The sequence below is a fragment of the Acidithiobacillus marinus genome (genome assembly GCF_002847505.1).
GTDB classification, from domain to species: domain Bacteria; phylum Pseudomonadota; class Gammaproteobacteria; order Acidithiobacillales; family Acidithiobacillaceae; genus Acidithiobacillus; species Acidithiobacillus marinus.
This window is the reverse complement of sequence record NZ_MXAV01000013.1, coordinates 21,860-41,214: the sequence shown is the minus strand read 5'-3', so window position 1 is coordinate 41,214 and position 19,355 is coordinate 21,860. Positions and strand designations below refer to the sequence as shown.

General features: G+C 46.7%; 14 protein-coding genes. 6 read left to right on the top strand and 8 right to left on the bottom strand.

The window, feature by feature from the left end; genetic code table 11:
• Window positions 1-33: 33 nt before the first annotated feature.
• From B1757_RS04175 to B1757_RS04140, 8 genes are all read right to left on the bottom strand, one after another.
• Entirely contained in the window at window positions 34-1,287 is a 1,254-nt protein-coding gene (locus tag B1757_RS04175; protein WP_172437597.1) for a glucose-6-phosphate isomerase, read from the bottom strand.
• 152 nt (window positions 1,288-1,439) lie between these two features.
• Window positions 1,440-2,381, bottom strand: coding sequence for a glycosyltransferase family 2 protein (locus B1757_RS04170; RefSeq protein ID WP_172437596.1), 942 nt, complete (start codon window positions 2,379-2,381; stop codon window positions 1,440-1,442).
• Complete coding sequence (locus tag B1757_RS04165) at window positions 2,378-3,313, bottom strand: glycosyltransferase (RefSeq protein WP_101537124.1); 936 nt, start codon at window positions 3,311-3,313, stop codon at window positions 2,378-2,380. The genes B1757_RS04170 and B1757_RS04165 overlap by 4 nt, the downstream gene beginning before the upstream one ends.
• Window positions 3,314-3,453: 140 nt before the next feature.
• The gene (locus tag B1757_RS04160; RefSeq protein WP_143484213.1) at window positions 3,454-4,593 is read right to left on the bottom strand and encodes a glycosyltransferase family 4 protein; all 1,140 of its coding nucleotides are present in this window, start codon (window positions 4,591-4,593) and stop codon (window positions 3,454-3,456) included.
• A gap of 153 nt (window positions 4,594-4,746) precedes the next feature.
• Window positions 4,747-5,544, bottom strand: a complete 798-nt coding sequence (locus B1757_RS04155; protein WP_101537122.1) for a glycosyltransferase family 2 protein — start codon at window positions 5,542-5,544, stop codon at window positions 4,747-4,749.
• Between the two features lie 154 nt (window positions 5,545-5,698).
• Entirely contained in the window at window positions 5,699-7,171 is a 1,473-nt protein-coding gene (locus tag B1757_RS04150; protein WP_101537121.1) for an oligosaccharide flippase family protein, read from the bottom strand.
• A 56-nt stretch (window positions 7,172-7,227) separates the two neighbouring features.
• Window positions 7,228-9,747, bottom strand: coding sequence for a GumC family protein (locus B1757_RS04145; protein ID WP_143484212.1), 2,520 nt, complete (start codon window positions 9,745-9,747; stop codon window positions 7,228-7,230).
• Window positions 9,748-9,758: 11 nt separating this feature from the next.
• Window positions 9,759-10,826, bottom strand: coding sequence for a polysaccharide biosynthesis/export family protein (locus B1757_RS04140; RefSeq protein WP_253253700.1), 1,068 nt, complete (start codon window positions 10,824-10,826; stop codon window positions 9,759-9,761).
• Window positions 10,827-11,553: 727 nt separating this feature from the next.
• Between B1757_RS04140 and B1757_RS04135 the strand changes: the two genes are divergently transcribed.
• From B1757_RS04135 to purH, 6 genes are all read left to right on the top strand, one after another.
• Window positions 11,554-12,657: an NAD-dependent epimerase/dehydratase family protein gene (locus B1757_RS04135; protein WP_101537119.1), complete on the top strand. Its 1,104-nt coding sequence runs from the start codon at window positions 11,554-11,556 to the stop codon at window positions 12,655-12,657.
• A gap of 1 nt (window position 12,658) precedes the next feature.
• Window positions 12,659-13,642 (top strand): NAD-dependent epimerase/dehydratase family protein, encoded by a 984-nt coding sequence (locus B1757_RS04130; RefSeq protein ID WP_172437595.1) that lies wholly within the window; start codon window positions 12,659-12,661, stop codon window positions 13,640-13,642.
• Window positions 13,639-14,799, top strand: a complete 1,161-nt coding sequence (locus B1757_RS04125) for a glycosyltransferase family 4 protein (RefSeq protein WP_101537117.1) — start codon at window positions 13,639-13,641, stop codon at window positions 14,797-14,799. Before B1757_RS04130 ends, B1757_RS04125 begins: the two co-directional genes overlap by 4 nt.
• Window positions 14,796-15,971, top strand: coding sequence for a glycosyltransferase family 4 protein (locus B1757_RS04120; protein ID WP_101537116.1), 1,176 nt, complete (start codon window positions 14,796-14,798; stop codon window positions 15,969-15,971). The genes B1757_RS04125 and B1757_RS04120 overlap by 4 nt, the downstream gene beginning before the upstream one ends.
• 160 nt (window positions 15,972-16,131) lie before the next feature.
• Window positions 16,132-17,610: an undecaprenyl-phosphate galactose phosphotransferase WbaP gene (wbaP, locus tag B1757_RS04115; RefSeq protein ID WP_368233155.1), complete on the top strand. Its 1,479-nt coding sequence runs from the start codon at window positions 16,132-16,134 to the stop codon at window positions 17,608-17,610.
• A gap of 174 nt (window positions 17,611-17,784) precedes the next feature.
• Window positions 17,785-19,350: a bifunctional phosphoribosylaminoimidazolecarboxamide formyltransferase/IMP cyclohydrolase gene (gene purH / locus B1757_RS04110; protein WP_101537114.1), complete on the top strand. Its 1,566-nt coding sequence runs from the start codon at window positions 17,785-17,787 to the stop codon at window positions 19,348-19,350.
• Window positions 19,351-19,355 lie beyond the last annotated feature (5 nt).

Genomic DNA, 19,355 nt, shown 5'->3' with positions numbered 1-19,355 from the left:
TACCACTCACCTGCACGAGCGTTAAAGTTATCTTCAGGCATTTTCCATTCCTTTAACCTGACGATAGTGAATTCCGGCAATGGAGGTTCCGGCAAATGCCCAGAACAACATGCCCGTACTGCCAATCAAAGTATCCACAAATATCAAGGTCGAAAATACAGCAAGGCTTATCCCTGAGGAAATTGCTATGAATGGATCTTTTTTTGCCCACTTGCTGCTGAGCATGTAAATCAATGTCCAGATACTTCCCAGAAAAAACAGGGTTCCACCCAGCCACCCCAGCACATAAGGAATTTCCATGATTCCACTATCAAAATTCACCACATGTCCTTTTTGACTGAGGCGTGCGGCCGTACCAGTGCTGCCTATTCCACTTCCCAAAGGCGTTTCAAATGCCTCCAGAAAAAATTCGCCATAAAACTTTACCCTGGCTTGATAGCTGGCATTTTGTTTGACATTCTCAATGGAATTGAAGCGTGCCTCTAAACGCTCATAAACCGGCTTGTAAAGCAACATAGGCATCGCCAGGATAACAATGACCATAATGCCCATGAGATATCTTATCAGATGGGCTGGCTTCAATCTGGACAGAATATAGACTAATCCTATAAACCACCCTCCCCAGGCAGCACGCACAATAGACAGCAAAAAAGCCAGATAACCAAAAACAGCCGCAGGAATTCGCCAGAAACCACCGCCGGCGAAGAGCATCAACAATGTCCCCATCAGTTCAAAGGCAAAAGGACCAGGCGAATTCATTGTGCTGAAAATCCGCACATGGAATGGTTCTGGCTGCCCGATACTCAACAACTTTGAGGCTGTCATCCAGTAAGTATCCCATGGCAGAGGATGGACATACTGCACCAACCCGTAGACGCCCATAACCAATGTTCCCCACACAAACGTATGGAACAAAGTGCGCCGCACACGCAAGTAATCCTGCCAGCGGATGGCCATGTGCAGACCGAACAAAACTGGCAGTAACCAGTTTAACAAACCATAGGTGGCAGGCATGAAACCTGTGTTCACCAAGCCAACAATGTACGCATACAACACACCCAGCACTACTAACGCCATAGGAAAGAGCGTTTTCTGTCGCAGTGCCGGTAGATACTTCAATACGGTAAAAAAAGCCAATCCCGTTACCAGGTAAGGCGTGAGCATGATTGGATCTACTGGTTGAAAACCAATCTGGTAATCCACCAGTCGTCTGATTTCCGGGGTAACAAACCAAAGCCACCACATGTGGCTCACATACAGGGTGGGAAAATCGCGATAGAGCTTCACCCCCAGAAGAAACCCAAAAACCGGAAACAAATAATTAGTTAAAGAACTCAAGTGTGCAAAATAAAATATGAATGGAAATGCCCAAAACAAAATAATATAAGGCCATATACCATGAGTTGATCGGCTCGTAGCAATGTCTGGGCCCAAATCCTTCAGTGTCGCAGCCATGAGCGTATTCCCATATAGCGGCCATATAAATTATCCCGAAACTTAGCTACTGCCTGAGCTTTTTCTTTTGGTAGATAACGCATCATCTGTACTAAACCATAACTTTCACTGGTACCAACCAACGTTGACCAGAAAAGAAACATGAGACGATTCATAATTCCGTAATAACACAGCAATACCAAGGCCTCATTGTGACAACGATTACGTGTTTCTTCGGGATTATATACATCGCGGGAACGATCCCCAAAAAGTTGGCCCGGATAATGATTGACTCGTATTTCAGGATCATATAACAACCGCCAGCCCTTCTGGCGTAGGGTCAGTCCCAGTGAAAGTTCCCAATGCCACTGGGCCCCACGTCCAAACAAACGGCGATCAAACCCGATTTCCTTGAGTAAAGAAAGACGGTAAGCCCCGTTGACCCCCTTCAGCAAGTCAACAAATTGCACATGGTCCAGACGTAAGTGGTGATTTGCGATGACTTTCCCATACCACAGAACTTTCCCCACATTCCGTACCGAATGATCAATCAGTGTCCCATTCTGACGAATCAAATCTCTTCCCCCAACACCCGCTATGCTCTCATCCTGTTCAAACGCCCGCTCAATACGTTGCAACCAATCCGGGAAAGGTGCCGAATCATCATCCGTTATGGCCAATATATCTCCACACGCCGCCTCCAAACCCAGATTCATCGCCGTAACCAAGCCAGGAAGATCCACAATGACCACGCGCAACGGTAAACTTGCAGCCGCATGGCCCTTCAGCACGTCATGTGTGTCCTTATCCTCTCTCCTTGCCACAACAATGATTTCATCTGCAGGTCGCAGTTGTTCACCCAGCGCTTCCAGGCATCGCTCCAAATCCTTCGGGCGTCGATAAGTGGGGATCATAACCGATATTTGCATGGTTACTCCTTCTGTCATGGACACAAACCGGGGTAGAGCCATGCCCGCATACCTGTATAGCGCCCGCGCATGGCATCCATCCACTTACGAAATGCCAGTCGCCCATCCCTCGGCCAATAACGCAAGCATTGCACGATCCCGTAACTATCAGGACTACCAATCAGCAAAGCGTAAATCATGCAGCAACCACGTCCCAACACTGACAAATAATTCATGAGAATGAGGGTTTCATTGAAAGTTCGCCGACGTGTCGCAGCAAACCAGTAACTATCTTTTTGTCCGGAAAAAAGTTTGCCCGGGTAATGATCTACAATAAGCTCAGGATCATAATATTGTTTCCATCCTTGTCTTTTAACCGCCAGCCCGAGAGACATCTCCCAGTGCCAGCAGGTATCTTGTTGCCACTGCAAACGTATATCTAGACCTGTAGCCACCAAAATGTCATGGCGATACGCAGCATTCACGCCGGAAAGAAAATCCACATATCGCGCACCAACACAGGGGAGATGATGTTGCGCGATGATCTTGCCATACCAGGTTACCTTTCCTACTTTTTCGACCAGAGGAGGATTTTGCGAGATAGCAGTTACCGGGAAGTCCCTACCACCTACCCCTGCACATTCAGGCTTGGTTATCAGTGTACTTGCAACCTTCTCCAGCCAATCTGCTCGAGGGGCTGCATCGTCATGGGTGAAGGCCACCACATCACAAGTCATCATCTGCAGTGCATGTTGCATGGCAACCAGAGGTCCAGACTGATCTTTACAAGCCAGGGTCCAGGGAATAGCCGAACCAACCAGGGTTTCTATGTGTTTACCGGATTCGGTATCTCGGGGATGAATCAAAATATACAGACTGTCCGGCCTGCGTATCTGAGCCATCAATGCTTGCAGAAGACGCTCCAGGTCTTTCGGTCTGTTTACACTATTAATCAGAACATTAATCTTCATTTTAATCTCTCATAAAGTCAATAGGATAAAGATTTATACATTTTTTAAATGACCATATATTTACCATAAAATAAACCTAAACTATAATCATAGATATCTAAAATTACATATAATATATACAACATCAGTCGGCAGCGACACTAATTACAACATGCAATCAATACACCCTTTTTTTCTAAATATTCGGCATATAGGGCTAACTGGTCACTCGCAATACTTTCCCAAGAAAATTTTTGTGCTCTAACTTGTCCCGCCTTGCGTAGTCGCTGCAAAAGTGAGCGATCGTTGAACAAGGTCTCTATTGACTGCTCAATCGAGACTGTATTCGCCGACGGAATGATTAGGGCTTGATGACCATTTCTGAGCTGTTCAGGCAGCCCACCCACTGAGGTCGTAATAAGCGCCAGTCCGCAGGCCATAGATTCAAGAGGTGCCATTGCAAAGCCCTCTGACAAGCTTGGAAAAAGGAGCACATGGTATCTTCCAAGCAATTTTGGTAGCTCTTCATGACTATAATTCTCGACATAATTTACTCGCCCAAGCCCAGCGTTACCCAACTCCTTCTCAATTAATGCTGCATTCCCCTGACCAATGCCAAAAAAACCAACTTCAAGTAAAGAATAGCGCGCCAAGAGTCGGCGAAACGCTTCGAGAGCATACGAAAAACCTTTTCTCTGTAGATATCCACCAACCATAGCTATACGTAGTGGGGTACCGGCAACCGGCTCATCAGATAATGGTAGATGTAAAAATGAGGAAGGCAACCCATTTGGTACAATTTCACAACGTGAAGGTTCCGCACTTAAACGAGCAATTGCAAAATCATGATCTTTTTTATTAAGAAACAAGCAAAGATCGGATTTACGCATTGATTGCGCAACTTCCTGTAAACGCCATCCACCATGATAAAGTGGATATTTCCAAGAGAGTTGGATTTCATCCTGTAGGGCTGCCTCACGACGTTGCTCTGCAGAAACATGCTCAAGCCCATGGCTACGAAATACGATCAATGATTGACTGAAGTTTCCGGGCTTCAAACGCCATCCATCGCCGCTAGAAAGATCCATTACATCATAACGCGTTCGACGGACATGATCGGCAACAAACCAAGGGAAGACAACCTGAGCAAGTTTACCATGAAAGCGTCTGGGCATATCGTCAAACGACAACACCCTAACGTCATGACCTTGCATAGAAAACTCCTGAGCAAGCTTACGAGTCACTCCCGGCGCACCGCCTTCAATGGAGATTGGATGATGAATAGAGAGCAAGATTTTCAAGATTGATACCTCATTTTTCTACATTTATCACAGTGCAACTTGATGAGCATTTCAAGACTTGCCAAATTTTTGACTTCTTGAATACAAGAATAATACTAACGGGAGATTTCCCTATTTTAACCATATGCGCCATCAAGTGAAAGAGAAAAAAAATCAGAAAAAAAATGATTTCAATGACCTTCTTTCAATACAGAAATATTTTTTAAAGGTTACATACAATCTTGCAGCTTCTATCTGCAGATCAAGGGAACAATGTTTTTCATCATCTTCAGCAAGACTACTCTGGCCAGGCAACTTATTAATAGCCAACATGGATGACACACAACTCAACTCATACCCCAAAGAAATAGCTCTATTACACAAGTCAGCGTCCTCATAACCAAAATAAATATTTTTATCAAAATTTATTTTTGAAAAAAGACATACAGGAAATATAGCTGCTTGAATATTAACACAAGAAGTTGAATCATCACGCGATACATCAAAATACCCAAGAAATGTGAAGCGGTATAACTGAGGGACATTATTAGTATCGCTAAAACTACTAACTATTATCCCATAGATTATACTCTTCATCAAATTAAGTTTAGAAACACAACTTTCCAAGTGCATAGCTGCATAAGCAAACCAGTTTTTAGAGATAATTATATCATCGTCAATATAAGCCACATGAGAAATATTAGAATTTTTCTGCGCAATCAGAAACAACAAATATTCCGCCAGATATCTTCTATTTTGCGATGGGCCAGCACACTTCCCCGGCAAATAAAAACAATTGCCAAATGAAGAAACAATTTTCTTGTTCTTTTTTATACATTCAACATCAGTAGAATCATCACCTACAATTGTTAACGTCGGGACAACGCTGTTACTGTAAACACTTTCCAGACATAACTTAAGTAAATCTGGACGATGCCTTGTAGGTATCAAAGCAGCAAAAGTGATCTCCATATTAACATTTCCTCTTCGACTTTAATTGGATCAAATTTAAATTTTTTTGATCCAATATGACGCTTTATATTGCAAATCACAGCAATAGTCTCATCAATAAATATGCGACATCCTCGCAAATTATTTTAATATATTTTTAATAAATAATTTAGCATCACTTCCCGACCGTTCTCAACCTTTTTCCGTACATTCTACCTAGCAATGAGGCGACACTTGCTCTGATAATTGGTGCACGATAACCTGCCCATACAACTGAAAATCCAAGAAAAATAATCGAGACTACGTACCACAACACAGATGTTCTTTCAAAATCCCAAGCCAGAATCTCGGCCGACATAATCCAGGCCAATGATTGCCAAAATGTCCAATTTTTGAATAGAACTAATTTGGCTCCCCAAAATAACAACAACATATCCAGGACTGTCACAAACAACAAACCAATACCACCGCCAATCAAACCCAGATAATGAATAGATAGCCACAGAACCAGAAGATATGGAAGCAACTCAAGGACGCGCAATTTTGCAGCTATATCCGGGCGTCCACGAGCCTGTAACAACATTGATGGAATATAATTCAAACCTACTAACCATATTGTCGCCGCAATAATCAATCCTACTGAGCCAGCCTTATCAGCCACTGTCCACCCCACCCAAATTCCCAGAAATGGCTGCAGCACAAGAATAAGTCCACATATCATTGGCGTCTGGATCAGAAGCAGTAAATCCAAGGACTGGGATGATGCATCTCTGGCATCCTTTTCATTACCTGCTGCCAGTTTGGGAAACAAGGCGCGCGTAACTGCACCAGGAACGACTGCACCTTGCCTTGCCAGGCGCTCAGGTATAGCAAAGAATGTCACAGCCGCAGGCCCAACTAAACTGCCCAGCAAAAATTTATCCATTGCTCCGGTAAGTGGTACTACCATATTTGAAAGCGTTGTCCATCCCCCATAACCTAGCATTTTTTTTATCCAGTACCACTGCGGCCATTCGGGTCCTGGTTTTCCCAATGTATAAAAGGCCACAATTCCCATTGGAATTGCTCCAAAAAATAATCGAGAAAGTACCGTTATCGCAATAATCCAGGTAAGGTCAGGTCCATGTAGGTACGCGGTCAGCAACGGCAACAACTGCAAAAAAAAGGATCCTGTAAGAGCTAAGGCATTCATCTTGAAAAACAGTTGACGCCCATCCAGTACCCCTACACATATTCCGTTTACAGTAATTACGGGGACCGCTAACGCCAACCAAGGCAAGGCGCTCACCACTGATGCATGCATCACAGAAGACATTTTGAATAGATATTCAAATAAAAAATCACCCAGAAGCAAAAGTACTGCCGCACCCACCATTCCCAACATCAGATTAGTCCATATTCCGCTCCAAAATACACTGACCATTTGTCCATGGTCTTCCAATTTAGCAAACTGATTGGCCGATGCCATTCCTATCCCAAAATCGAAAACCCCGAAATATCCTAAAAATAACCAAACAATCGCTAGAACGCCGTACTCATCCACACCAATTTTGTGTAGGAACAGAGGAACAGTTACAAACGAAACAGCCACGGGCACCAGATTACCCATTAGATTATACAAAGAGTTACGTTTCAGGCTGGCGACCATGACCGCAACCCTTGATAATCAGCTGAAGAGTAGTTATCAGATAATGACATATACAATTATCCCTGTTTTTTCTGAACGAAGTGCACGAATTTGAGTAATTTTTCTTCCAGGTTTAAAAAACCAGAAGTCCGAGACTGGACACGATCTGCGTGGCCCTGAACTGAGGGCGTTCCGTTTATCACCAAAGCTAGTGGGCAACCAATTTGCGCCACACCCTGCATGTGATCCTGAAAAGTCTTTCGTGGTGTTGTATCCACTCGAACCACTGAAATCAGACGATCAACCCACTGGGAAATCATCAGTCCATCCGCTACCGACGGATAGGGTGGCGCATCCAGGAGCACAAAATCAAACTGCGATCGAGCATCCTGAATCAGGTCGGCAAAACGACTGTTACCAATCAACTCCACCGGAGTCCCGGGAATTTGGCCCGCAGTCATAAGACTCAATGGAACATTGAATCGGGTCATCACACGGATACATGATTCCAGGTCGGATTTACCCATCAAATATTCAGACAATCCTGGGGTTTGTTTACAATCAAATATCTGATGTAACTGAGGATTCCTCAGGTCAGCATCAATGAGTAGTATTTTCTTTCCATCTTCCGCCAAGGTCATGGCCAACTGACTGGCTATCGTTGTTTTGCCTGCACCAGGATCAGCAGAAGAAAACATCAGAATTTTTCCTGCACCACTTGTTCTTGCAAACAGGTAAAGTTTACCACGCAACAAACGCATGGCTTCTCCATACCCGGAACGAGGGTCCGAAATCGAAATTGCCGGGAATCTTGCCCTGATATCAGCATCAGGAAATCCATTATATTCAGGCAGAGTGCCTAACAATGGCGTGGCAAAGTAGCGTCGCAGGATCTCCTCCTCTGAGTGGAAACCCTTGTGCATCAGAAAACGTGCAAAAACCACCGCAAGCCCTAATAACAACCCAAGAAAACCGCCAACGAGAATGTTTTTAGATGCTTTTGGGGAAACGGGCGTATGCCGCACCATTGCAGTATCGAGAATACGATTTTTGGTGATGGTACTGGCTTTGCTGATTGCTGCTTCTTTTTGCTTTTCCAACAGAAACATATATAACTTGCCCAGAACTTCTGTAGAACGGGTTAACGACAGTACCTGCAGAGCTTCTTTGGGATATTGCCCCATCTTGCCTTTATACCGGTCAATCACCGTATCCAAAGAATCGAGCTGCTGACGCGCTTGTGTCTCCTGATTAGATATCACACTGGCAATAGCCGAGCGTATGGCAGATATTTCCTTATTTACTTGCTGTATTTCTGGAGCTTTGGGCGTGTACATAGTCTCCAGCGAGGCTTTACGATTCTGGGCTGTCACCAGTTTATCGGATAGACCATTAAGCACAGAATCGTTGAGCGAACTCATCAAATAAGGATCGACCTTTTTTTCACCCTGCGCACGAAGCTCTGCGCTTACTTGTTGCAGATTTCTCAACTTAAGTTCCAGCGCACTGCGCTGACTTTCATAATTGGCCATCTGGGTAATCATCGCCTGGGCGTTTGAAGTCACCGACAAAAGGCCACTATGACTTTGATATTTGGCCAGATTACTATCGGCCGTTTCCAGCGCAGAACGCACCTTTTCCAGTTGCCCATTCAAATAATCATAAGTCGATGAAGACTGGCCTGTAGCCCAGGCATGGGTTTGCTCCAGATAACTCAACATCAAACCATTCAGAAATCTTTGCGATACGAAGGGATTAGGATTCTGGAAGCTCAGGTAGATCAGATAGCTCAGAGTAGCAGTGCCGCCACTATCCTTACTCGACTGGCTGACCGCAATGTTTCCTGCAAAGGCATTATATAGCGACAAAGGAGAGCGGATAGTCAAGCGATAGGAACGATTGGCCTTGGGGATAAAACCCGGGAAATTAGTCTTGATGAGAATCCGCAGATAGGGACTAACGGCTGCCTCATCCAGCTGACCACTCAGTATCCATTTTTTTCCTGCATATATTTGGTAACGACCTGCATCGGCAAATTTCAGTTCAAGGTGTTGGCCATAGAGGTCAGGATTTACCGCTTCTGCCATAGTAGCATGCAATCCGGTTTTTTGATTTTCATAAACACCAAAGGAATGACCATTAAGTAGCCAGTACCAGAAATGGATCACAGCACTTTGGTCTGGATTCATGATGGACACATTTACCCCGGATTGCATAATGGCCTTTTCCACTATCTGGCGGCTTTGCATGATCTGTACTTGCGTTTCCAGATTGGGTGCCTGCACCAAACCGGGAACGAGCGACAAACCTTCAGTGGCAGATGAAGCTGCAGCCTGATCTTTTTCCGCGTTTCCCAGATAGATTGAACCAGATGATTCAAATACTGGTATCGAAAAGAGGGTATGCAAAACAGCCAGGATTATTCCGGCAATCGCCAAGCCCACTGGCCAACGCCAGTGTTTTTTTAGAGAACGAAACAGTGCAGACAGATCAATTTTTTCTCCTTCATCTCCACCGTCGAAATGACTGGAAACTGATGGGCGCCATTGGGAGTCCACATTATCCGGTGAAAGCATTCTATCATTGTGATCAGCCACGGTATCTATTCCTAGTTATTCGGTTGCGATAAGTACTTGATGGATACGAAGGGGTTCAGTAAACCGGAAACCGCCTGTAAAGAGGGTAAAATCTGCTGTATGACCTGATTCCAGCTACTCACTACAGTCTGCGGTACAAAAACCACATCACCTGATTTAAGATAAAACGGCGCAGCTTTTCCATGCAGTATGGCATTCGCGTTGACGGTCATCAGTTCTCCGCTGGTCCCTTCTGAACGAATAACTCGAATATCTCGCAACTGCGCATTGGTCAGTGCCGTAGTGTTCATCCCTGCAGATGACAAGGCTTGGAGCAGGCTCAGTCGCCCGTCTACGAAGGGCACTGGACCGGGTTTATCCACAGCGCCAAACACAAAAGCCCGCATGCTGGCTATGCTCGGCACAACAACCGTATCACCACTTTGCAGCTCAATATTCTCGCCCAGGTTCCCCTCATTCAGTAATTGACGAAAATTGATGGGCAGCTTTTTGCCATCCTGGACGACATAGGCACTGCGCAGATTCGCTTCAGCAAAATTAACCGACCCTCCAAGGGCCATGGCATCCAGCAAAGTCAAGGAACGATCAGAAAACTTCAGTCCAGGAGCCGTGAATTCACCTAAGAGGTAATAGCGAATACTATGCGCCACCTGAAGCTGTACGGATACATCCGGATGGATAATGTACTGGCTATAAAGTTTTTCCAGCTTAATACGCAATTCTGCCATTGTCAGTCCGGCCACATGCACTAGCCCCACCATAGGTAACTGAATGTTGCCACCGTTAGTGACCAAGGCTCCAGGGATACCCACCGAACCAGATCCTGAGGTAGCGGAAAGCGCCGGGTGCAAATACACAGAGACGGATACTACGTCACCGGGACCTAAATGATAGGCCAATGGGTGGTGTAAAAGTTGATCTACAGTTTTGGATGGCAATACGACAGCTTGACTGGCAAGCACCGGACTCGGCATTTTACGAACATCAACCTTTTGCGGGCTGAGCCCATCCGCAGCACAACCTGCCAACCATACTGGCAGCAATGCCCAAACCATCAACCCGTAAAGCTTCTTATACATAAAATACTATCCCCAATAGCCAGTTCCATTTACATCCTTCACTCAGGTTACAAAACAAACCTTAACAAATGCATTCGTCCAGACAATCTTGCAAACAATTCTCAAACCATAGAGAACACGAATTATTAAGCACATTTCATGCCTGAAATAGAAATTTCCGTAATCATGTTTACTTTTTGATTCCGTGATAAATTTTTATGACTAGAAATTAGCCGGGCTTCTGAACCCCTCTTGCCTTGCACGCACAACGCCTGATTTTGGTAACCGCAAACTCTAAGTTTTGGAGCATTGTTACAAAAAAGTTACATCCATAAAAGTTCCGATTCGGAGAGATCAAACAGCCATCCGTAAAGCTCTTAAAAATTATGTCGGCAAGTAGTATATTCTATGATATTTCCATAAAATTCAGTCGCCTTACTCACCAACTACGTACTCATCGGGAATTTCTGAGAAGCCATTCAGCTGTTGAAGTAATCCAAAGAAATATGGAGCGAGCGGCACAGTACCGCAATCCACTCTCTATTATTTTTCTCTTTTATCATCATAACGTTGTAAAATTTATAGGCTTTCTTCTCTTTTTATGTAACAAAATTCTAACACTCTTCACAGTAGCAAGATTCTACGCAAAAAATATAACGCATTGTTTTTTATGTTTTTATAGAAATGGCATACTAAATGCTAATGGACCAACAAGGCAAAACAAACCATTCACCGGAGTACATAAAACATGAACAGCAACCAGCCCATCAACCGTTATGAACACCTGACCGAATTTTTTGATTCCAAGAATGTCTTGGTTACCGGAGGTTTCGGCTTCGTCGGAGGACATGTCACGAAACGACTCGTCGAGCTGGGTGCGAATGTAACCGTCATTGATATCAATACGGATGTGAATCGCGATTCGATCCTGAATTGTGCATCCATGGATCTCCGTTCTAAGATTCTTGTTCATGAAGCAGATGTAGTAGATGCCAATGCCATGAAAGAAATCATCCATGAAGGCCGCTTTCATTTTATTTACCATTTTGCGGCTTATGCTTCGGTCATTGAAAAAGCCATATCCGCTCCTTATGACACGATCATGGCTAACACTATGGGTTGGGTCAATGTACTGGAAGCGTGCCGACTCGCTCCCTACAAACCCAATATGATTTTTCTGTCATCCACCGATAAAGTCTACGGTGAAATGGAGGAAGATTCCTACAGCGAACACTCCACTCCGTTACGCGGAATAGGCGTATACGACTCGGCAAAGCTGGCTGCTGATGTGTTTTCCAGGACTTACCACGAGGCCTTTGGATTGCCTACCGTCACCCTGCGCATGTGTAACATTTATGGCCCATACGACTTCAACATGGGTTACCGCCTCCTGCCCAAAGCCATGGCCAGTATATTCGGATCTGCAGAGCCAGAGGCGCCGGAACTCTATTTTGACGCCATCGAGCATCATCGCGACTATCTTTACGTTCAGGATCTGGTAACCGCAATTCTGTTGCTCACCCAGCAGCAAAAATGTCGCGGAGATGTTTATAACCTGGCTGCCGGAACTTACATGCCTACGCCGCAAATGCTCAAGACCATTGTGGAACAGGCGGCTGAAGTAGAGAAATCTTATGATGCTGAACGCGCTGAAACAATTATGAATAACGGCATATCTATTCGCGTGCGTCAGAGCGGATCCACTGTTCATGCTATTACCAAACAGCATTTGAACGGCAAGAAAATTGAAGAGGCAACCGGCTTTACTGTTCAGGCTGATTTCATGGATACCTTGCGCGAAACCATCCAGTTTTATCGCGAGTACATGCGGACTCGCGATGAAGGATGCTGAGATGAAGGCATTCTGGAGCGCAAGAAACTGCCTGATTACGGGTGGGGCCGGATTTGGAGGGGCTCATCTTTGTGAGTTACTCCTTGGCTTGGGTGCCAGAGTCTATATTCTGGATCGCTGGTTACCGGCTAATTCCTATCTTGTGCTCTCGGGCCTGACGGCAAGAATCACTTATATTCAAGGCGATATACGGGATATGGATTTGCTGCGCTTGACCCTGCAGCGCTTTGAAATTGACACAGTGTTCCATTTGGCTGCACAACCCATTGTGCCGATCAGTAATGTACTACCTCAGGAAACTCTGAGTATCAATGCGCAAGGAACATACAATGTGCTTGAAGCAGTCAGAACTGCACCATGTGTAGAGCGCCTGGTGTTTGCTTCCAGCGGCGCCTACTACGGGGCTACCACGACCAATCAGGCAATACCTGAAACGCATCCGCCTCTGCCCGCCGCCAATATTTATGCGCCATCAAAAGTAGCAGGAGACGTGGCGGTCAGAGCCTATGCCCATATATACGGTATGAAAACTGCCGTTTGTCGATTCATGAACACCTTTGGTCCTGGGGATACCAACTTCAGCCGCATTGTGCCCCGGGCCATCAAAAATCTTATCACCAATGACACCTATGATTTTGGCTCACGGGATGATGGCAGCTCACAAATTGATTGTCTTTATATCAGCGACATGGCCAAGGCCTATACTCATGTAGCAGAAAAACTGGATGAAGTGGCAGGAGAAGCCTTCAACTTTGGGACAGGGGTGCCCATTTCTACCAAAGAGCTAGCCAGCTTGACCAGCCGGGTATTTGATGGCATCGAACGAACCCCCATTTTTTCTGGAGAAAAAAAGCCCGTACCTTCCATCAAATATCTGGATATCAGCAAATCCCGGCAGCAACTTGACTGGCAACCGATTACGCCGTTTCAGGACGGTATCCAGAAAACCATTAAGTGGTATCAAGAGCATTGGGAAAAATTATGATACAGGAATCTATTACCCCCAAAGCTTTTCGTACCTTGCAACTGGGCTCATCCTGGTTGCCTGAGCATTCAGGAGGCTTGGAAAGATACTATCATGATTTACTACAAAACTTGCCGGCCCAACAGGTATCCTGCCGTGGGCTTGTAGTCGGTAGTCGTGAAATAGAGAAAACCACTAATGGTCAGGTCCGTGCTTTTTCCCGACCTGAAAAATCTTTGCTCCATCGCTGGTTCAAAGCCAGAATGGCCATGAAAAAGGTGCTCAAGGAGTTTCAACCTGAGCTCGTATGCATCCACTTTGCTTTATACGGCATTTCTGCGACAGACTTATTATCCAAACAAGCAATGGTAGTTCATTTTCACGGGCCTTGGACTCAGGAATCTGCCATCGAAAAAAATCAAAAAAAATCCGATATAAAATTTCATATTGAAAAAAAAATTTATCAAAAAGCAGATCGAATCATTGTTTTGTCACGCGCTTTTAAAGAAATTCTATGCCAATATTACCATATTAACGAGCATAAAATATCAGTAGCTCCTGCTGCCATTCATACTGAAAATTTCATTCTTCCATACAACCAAAAAGCTGCCCGCGAGAAACTGGGGTGGCCGCTTGACCGACCCATCATTTTTGCGGTGCGGAGAATTTCAAGAAGAATGGGGCTGGATAATATGATCAAGACCCTGGCGCTCCTGCGAAAAAGATTTCCGGATATTCTGCTCATGGTTGCCGGGAAAGGCCAGATCATGGGCGAACTGAAGCAAATGGCGAAAGATCTTAATGTGGAAGACAATATCCAGTTCATGGGTTTTGTTTCCGAAAACGATCTTGTAACCGCTTATCGTGCTGCCGATTTTTCTATTGTTCCTAGTATTGCACTCGAAGGGTTTGGACTGATCACTCTGGAATCATTGGCCACTGGAACACCCGTTTTGGTCACACCGGTGGGAGGCCTGCCTGAAACCATAAGACCGTTCCATTCTGACTGGGTTACCAAAAATTCTGAACCTGAATCCATTGCAGAAGCAATCACCGATATTTTTTTAGGAAGGATATCCACTCCATCCTTCGAGCAATGCCAAACATATGCAAAAAATTTTGACTGGCAAATCATAGCCCCAAAAATTGCTGATATTTATCGGGAGACAATATCATGAAGATTCTATTTGTGGATCAGACAGCAAAACTCAGTGGCGGTGAACTTGCCCTTCTAGATGTGATATACCCCTATCGAAAGGAAAGTAAGGTTATTCTTTTTGAAGACGGACCACTTCATCTGGAACTTCAGTCGCGTCATATTGATACCCGGATAATCCATCTTTCGAACAACATAAAAAATATTCGGAGAGCTTCTCGCATCCCTTTATCCAGCGCATTTTCACTAATCCAAATATCGCGCGACATCGCCAGTGAAGCTGCAAATTATGATTTTATTTTTGCCAATTCACAAAAAGCAGCCCTGGTTTCAGTGTTGGCTGGCAAGCTCGCACGCAAACCGGTTTTCTGGTACTTACATGATATTTTGACTTTAGAACACTTTGGGAAGACACAATTGATGGCTGCAAAATACATTACCCGACACTCCTCACAGATATTGGTCAACTCGGAAGCCACAAAAAAGGCGTTACAAAAATTGACTAGTCGCACTAAGAATGTGCATCTGGTTTATAACGCTTTTTGCAAAAAACATTATACAGACCATTCAACTACCGATTCTCGTCAAGCTCTGAGAAAACATCTGGGGTTGGATAGCCGCCCACTCATCGGGGTATTTGGCAGACTGGCTCCCTGGAAAGGTCAGGATGTTTTTTTAAAAGCTCTTTCCCTGATGCCGGATGTTCAAGGTGTTATTGTGGGGAGTTCAATGTTTGGTGAAGAAACCTATGCGCAACGGCTTGAAGGGGATATTCAGCAACTTGGACTACAAGACCGAGTAAAAATGATTGGCTTTAGAAAGGACATCCCTGAACTCATGCAAGTTTGCGATATCATTGCGCATACATCTGTTGCCCCGGAACCCTTCGGGCGTGTCATTGTAGAAGGCATGCTTGCTGGCAAACCTGTTGTGGCCACTGCTACGGGAGGGCCGGATGAAATCATCGAAAATGGGGTTACCGGGATGTTGTGCCCCCCCGGTGACCCCCATGCGCTTCATAGTACCTTAAGCGCGATCCTGAACGCCCCCGATCAATCTTCGCTCATGGCCCGCAGAGGACAGGAGATTGCGCTTGAACGTTTTTCCTTGGATGGAATGTATAAAAAACTGGACGAGATCATGTCTGTGTCTCTTCTGTCACCAACCCAAGGATTTCTGAGAGCCTCCGCTTGAACATCCAATAGCTTAGAAAAGCATTGCTCTTACCTTCACGCACAGGATAAGCTGAATGTAACAGTGTCTTCCTGTGATCGATTCACGAAGAATTCATGCTGTCCTGCAGCACTCCATCAGGATCAGTATGTTCCTCAATCTTCTTCTCAGGAAATAGATAATGGCAACTATCAGATACACCATGAGAAAAAGTGCAGCATTTCAATGGTCCAACTGGACTCCCTCCATCATGGCCCTGGGTGATATTCTGGCATTCCTGTCTGCCTTCTATTTTGCCCGGCTGTCCCACGCTATTTACTATCATCTCAATCCGCTTTGGGTGTTGAAGCATTGGTGGGGGAGTCTGGCGCAAATCAACTTGTTGCTTTTTTTATTACTGACCGTTTCTGTCATCATCAGCTTCGCTATCAAAGGCCATTATCATCAAAGAAAGGCTTTTTGGGATGAGGCCGGCGACATCATTTCAGTTCTCACCATTTTCATTGCCCTGAATGCGGCGGTGGCCTTTATCGGCAAGTGGCCCCTTTCCCGCTTGTGGCTGTTTTCCACCTGGGGGCTTGTCTTTGTCTTTTTGCCAGTGGCCCGTCATAGCATACGCTGGGGACTTGCCCGACTGGGTGCCTGGGTTAAACCCGTCATTGTCATCGGCTGCGGCAGAAACGCCATAGAAGCCATGCGTGCCCTGAAAAGTGAAGAACTGTTGGGATACTCCATCAACCGGATCCTCATTCCCAACAATTCCACTTTGCTCGATGACAAAAGTCATTATCCCCATGTCCGGATGGAACCTTTAAGCGATGATCCCATAAGTCAGCTTGAAGACCTGGGTAGCCCCCACGTGGTTCTGGCCCTGGATATGGACCAGTGGGAAGCCCAGGAAAAACTGGTGCGTACCCTGGGTTTTGGCTATCCCCGCCTGACTATTGCGCCACCACTGCGGGGCTTGCCCCTTTTTGGCCTGGAGGTGATGCACTTTTTCAGCCAGGAAATTTTCATGCTGCGGGTGCGTGACAATCTGGCCCGCCCGGGTCCGCGTATTCTGAAACGCATTTTTGATCTGATTGCGGCCAGCCTCATCACCTTGCTCATTTCACCGCTGTTACTGATCCTGGCCTGGAAAATAAAATCTGAAGATGGTGGAAAAGTGTTTTTCATTCAGGACCGAGTCGGTCGCAACGGCAAAACTTTCCGCTGCTTCAAATTCAGAAGCATGGTGCATGACGCTGAAGATCGGCTGAAAGCCTATCTTCAGGATAATCCGACGATTGCCGCTGAATATGCGCGTAACTTCAAATTGCGTAATGACCCTAGAGTCACTCGTGTGGGCCGTTTTCTGCGCCGTACCAGCCTCGATGAACTTCCGCAACTTTTCAACGTGCTGCTCGGCCAGATGAGTCTGGTCGGACCGCGCCCTCTTTTGTCCCGGGAAATTGACCGTTATGGCGAAGGCATCAATTTGTATGCTCAGGTAAAGCCAGGTATTACCGGCCTCTGGCAAGTCAGCGGTCGCTCCGAAACCACTTTTACCGACCGCGCCGATCTGGATGCCTGGTACGTCAAAAACTGGACCCTTTGGTATGACATTGTCATTTTGTTGCGCACCATCAAAGTGGTCCTGGCGCGGGATGGCGCCTACTGAAAAGAGCCTATCCGCCCTTGCATCCCAGCCCCGGCTCTTTTACAATAGGATTATTCCGTTAACGCTCTTGGCGTTAAGCGAGTGAGAACGCTCCCTCCATCAGGAGGTTTGGGTACGACAGGTTTCCTGATCGTACCTTTTTTAATTTTAGGCTGGCAAAGGTGACATGGCTTTATGGGTGAAATCACAAGGGCGCTCATCAGCGTTTCTGACAAACGTGGGGTCGTGGAATTTGCACGGCGTCTGCGCGACTTCGGGGTGGAAATCCTGTCCACGGGTGGCACCGCCAAGATGCTGATGGCTGACGGAATTGCCGTCCAGGAAGTAGGCGATTACACCGGCTTCCCGGAAATGCTGGAGGGGCGTCTGAAAACCCTGCATCCCAAAATTCATGGGGGCTTGCTGGCCCGGCGCGGCAACGCTGACCATGACCGGCAGATGGCCGAACACAAAATCCTGCCCATTGATCTGCTTTGCGTCAATTTGTACCCCTTTGCTGAAACCGTGGCGCGCCCCGACTGCACCCTGGAAGATGCCATTGAAAACATTGACATCGGTGGTCCCACCATGCTCCGTGCCGGAGCCAAAAACTGGGAGAGCGTCACCGTTCTGGTGGATCCCGATGACTACGCCCGAGTCCTCCAGGAAATGGAGCAAAGCCACGGCGGCGTGGGAGCGGCCACCCGTTTTCATCTGTCCACTAAGGTATTCGCCCACACCGCGCAATATGATGGGGCCATTGCCAATTATCTCTCCAGCCGAAGTCTGGAAGGCGGCCAGAGCGCGTTTCCCCAGACCCTTTCCCTGCAGTTCGAGAAGGTGCAGGAATTGCGTTATGGCGAGAATCCGCATCAGGCCGCCGCTTTTTATCGCGATGGCCTCGGTGGCGGGCTGGCTGATGCCCACCAGTTGCAGGGCAAGGAACTGTCTTACAACAATATTGGTGATGGTGATGCGGCAGTCGCGCTGGTCATGGAGTTTCAGGAGCCCGCCTGCTGCGTGGTCAAACACGGCAATCCCTGTGGGGTGGCGATGGGACAGGACCTGCTCGGGGCCTTCCAAAGGGCCTGGGCGGGAGATCCGGTATCGGCTTTTGGTAGCATCATCGCTTTCAATGCGCCATTGGATGCTCAGACCGCTGAACTGATCAGCACTCAGTTTGTGGAAATGGTCCTGGCTCCGACGATTCTCGCTGATGCCCGCCCAATTCTCGCCAAAAAGAAAAATCTGCGGGTCCTGGCATTTGAAGACGGCCGGGCCTGGCAACGGCCGGGCTGGGAATACAAGCGGGTTCGGGGCGGCTTGCTGGTACAGGAATTTGATCAGGCCATGGAAATGGAAAGCGACTGGACGGTGGTCAGCGAGCGCGCACCTACCGCGCAGGAACAGCGTGATCTCGCCTTTGTCTGGCGGGTCGGCAAGTATGTGCGCTCCAATGCTATCGTTTACGGTCGCGAAGGACAGACCGTTGGTGTCGGCGCCGGGCAGATGAGTCGGGTGGATGCCGCCCGTTGCGGGGCGGCCAAGGCTCTGGACCTGGGCTTTGATCTGCAGGGTGCGGCACTGGCATCTGACGCGTTTTTCCCCTTCCGGGATGGCGTGGATGCGGCAGCAGCGGCGGGAGTGAAAGCCATCATCCAGCCCGGCGGTTCTATTCGCGATGAAGAAGTGATTGCCAGCGCCAATGAGCATGGTATCGCCATGGTATTCACTGGCGTACGCCATTTCCGGCACGGTTGAAAGGA

Bases quoted from the DNA above. Each gene is read 5' to 3' on its own strand.
- B1757_RS04155 (WP_101537122.1), bottom strand. From the start codon at position 5,544: ATGGAGATCACTTTTGCTGCTTTGATACCTACAAGGCATCGTCCAGAT.
- B1757_RS04150 (WP_101537121.1), bottom strand. From the start codon at position 7,171: ATGGTCGCCAGCCTGAAACGTAACTCTTTGTATAATCTAATGGGTAAT.
- B1757_RS04120 (WP_101537116.1), top strand. From the start codon at position 14,796: ATGAAGATTCTATTTGTGGATCAGACAGCAAAACTCAGTGGCGGTGAA.
- B1757_RS04125 (WP_101537117.1), top strand. From the start codon at position 13,639: ATGATACAGGAATCTATTACCCCCAAAGCTTTTCGTACCTTGCAACTG.
- purH (WP_101537114.1), top strand. From the start codon at position 17,785: ATGGGTGAAATCACAAGGGCGCTCATCAGCGTTTCTGACAAACGTGGG.
- B1757_RS04140 (WP_253253700.1), bottom strand. From the start codon at position 10,826: ATGTATAAGAAGCTTTACGGGTTGATGGTTTGGGCATTGCTGCCAGTA.
- B1757_RS04165 (WP_101537124.1), bottom strand. From the start codon at position 3,313: ATGAAGATTAATGTTCTGATTAATAGTGTAAACAGACCGAAAGACCTG.
- B1757_RS04135 (WP_101537119.1), top strand. From the start codon at position 11,554: ATGAACAGCAACCAGCCCATCAACCGTTATGAACACCTGACCGAATTT.
- B1757_RS04130 (WP_172437595.1), top strand. From the start codon at position 12,659: ATGAAGGCATTCTGGAGCGCAAGAAACTGCCTGATTACGGGTGGGGCC.
- wbaP (WP_368233155.1), top strand. From the start codon at position 16,132: ATGGCAACTATCAGATACACCATGAGAAAAAGTGCAGCATTTCAATGG.
- B1757_RS04170 (WP_172437596.1), bottom strand. From the start codon at position 2,381: ATGACAGAAGGAGTAACCATGCAAATATCGGTTATGATCCCCACTTAT.